The following is a 1898-nucleotide window of genomic DNA, read 5'->3' on the forward strand; positions in this document are numbered from 1 at the left end:
GAAGGTGGTCGAGGCCCTGGCCGCCGAGGGCGAGATCATCGACCACTGCATCGTCGGCGAGCCGACCAGCGCCAGCCTGCTGGGCGACATGGTCAAGATCGGCCGGCGCGGCAGCATCAACGCCTGGATCGCCGTCGACGGCCGCCAGGGCCACGTGGCCTATCCGCATCGCGCGGCCAATCCGATCCCGGTGCTGGTCGACATCCTTTCCCGCCTGCAGAGCCGGATGCTGGACGAGGGCTATACCGGCTTCCAGCCGTCGAACCTGGAGATCACCACGGTCGATGTCGGCAATCCGGCGACGAACGTCATTCCGGCCTCGGCCAAGGCCCGGATCAACATCCGCTTCAACCCGGCCCACAAGGGCAAGGACCTGGCGGCCTGGATCGAGCACGAGTGCCGCGAGGCGGCCGAGGGCTTCTCGGGACGGGTCGAGGCGCTGTGCAAGATCAGCGGCGAGGCCTTCCTGACGCAGCCGGGCGCCTTCACCGACGTGATCGTCGGGGCCGTGGGCGACGCCACCGGCCGCGTGCCGGAACTGTCGACCACCGGCGGCACCAGCGACGCGCGCTTCATCCGCGCCCTGTGCCCGGTGGTGGAGTTCGGCCTCGTGGGCTCGACCATGCACCAGGTGGACGAGCGCGTGCCGGTGGAAGAAGTCCGCCAGCTGGCGGTGGCCTACACGGCGCTGATCCGGCGGTATTTCGAGGCGTTCGCCTGACCCTTTCCTGTACCCCAAAGGATCGTCATCCCGGAAAGCCCGCAGGGCTTATCCAGGACCCAGGGGGACTGGGCGCAGCGCCTGGGTCTGCTATCGAAGGCGGCCGCCGCATCGTCGCTAGCCCCTGGGTCCCGGCTCTACGCTACGCTTCGGCCGGGATGACGAACTGAGGGGAGGAGGCACGCCCGCATGAACGAGCTCTCCATCGACGAAGTCCTCGCCGAGGTCGCCGTGCTGGTGAAGCCGCACTTCGGCAAGGGGCGCGTGCCCGACTACATCCCGCAGCTGGCCACCGTGCCGGGGACGAAGTTCGGCATGGCCGTGCGCACGGTCGATGGCGGCGAGCACGTGATCGGCGACGCCGACGAGGGCTTTTCCGTCCAGAGCATCACCAAGGTGCTGAGCCTGGGTCTGGCGCTCAACCGCATCGGCGACGAGGTGTGGACGCGGGTCGGCAAGGAGCCGTCGGGCACGCCGTTCAACCACCTGTCGCAGCTGGAGTCCGAGGGCGGCTTCCCGCGCAATCCGTTCATCAACGCCGGCGCCCTGGCGGTGACCGACATCCTGCTCGACAAGGTGAAAGACCCCGCCGCCCTGGTGCGCGGCTTCGCCGGTTTCCTGGCCGACGGACCGGTAGAGATCGACGAGGCGGTGGCGGCCTCGGAGCTGGCCAACGCCTGGCAGAACCGGGCGATCGCCAATCTGATGCGCGGCAAGGAGACGATCACCCACGACCCCGAGGCCGTGGTCGCCGCCTATTGCCGCCAGTGCGCCCTGACCATGAGTTGCCGCCAGCTGGCCCGGGCCTTCCTGCCGCTGGCGGCGGGCGGCTTCTCGCCGGTGGTCGAGGAGACGATCTTTCCCGAGCGCCTGACCCGGCGGCTCAATTCCCTGCTGCTGACCTGCGGCATCTACGACAGCGTCGGCAGCTTCGCCTACCGCGTCGGCCTGCCGGCCAAGAGCGGCGTCGGCGGCGGGATCGTGGCGGTCGTGCCCGGCAAGGCGACGGTGGCCGTGTGGTCGCCGGAGCTGGACCGGTTCGGCACCTCGGTGGTGGGGGCCAGCGCGCTGGAGGCGTTCGCCCAGCTGACGAACTGTTCGGTGCTGTAGGGCGGCGCAGGCCCCCTCCGGCCCTCCGGGCCACCTCCCCCAGAGGGGGAGGATCTGGTCGGCGCGG

Annotated in this window: 2 protein-coding genes; both read left to right on the forward strand. The window is 70.1% G+C overall.

All coding sequences use genetic code 11. The annotated features are described in order from the left end of the window. Nucleotides 1-721: succinyl-diaminopimelate desuccinylase (dapE, locus tag DMC18_RS19955; protein WP_110133241.1), on the forward strand; the 721-nt coding region annotated here is incomplete at its 5' end. Nucleotides 722-910: 189 nt separating this feature from the next. Continuing rightward, on the forward strand, nucleotides 911-1831 hold the full coding sequence (locus DMC18_RS19960; RefSeq protein ID WP_110121080.1) for a glutaminase: 921 nt from the start codon (nucleotides 911-913) through the stop codon (nucleotides 1829-1831). Nucleotides 1832-1898 lie beyond the last annotated feature (67 nt).

The sequence above is a fragment of the Caulobacter sp. D5 genome, from assembly GCF_003185805.1.
Lineage (GTDB): Bacteria > Pseudomonadota > Alphaproteobacteria > Caulobacterales > Caulobacteraceae > Caulobacter.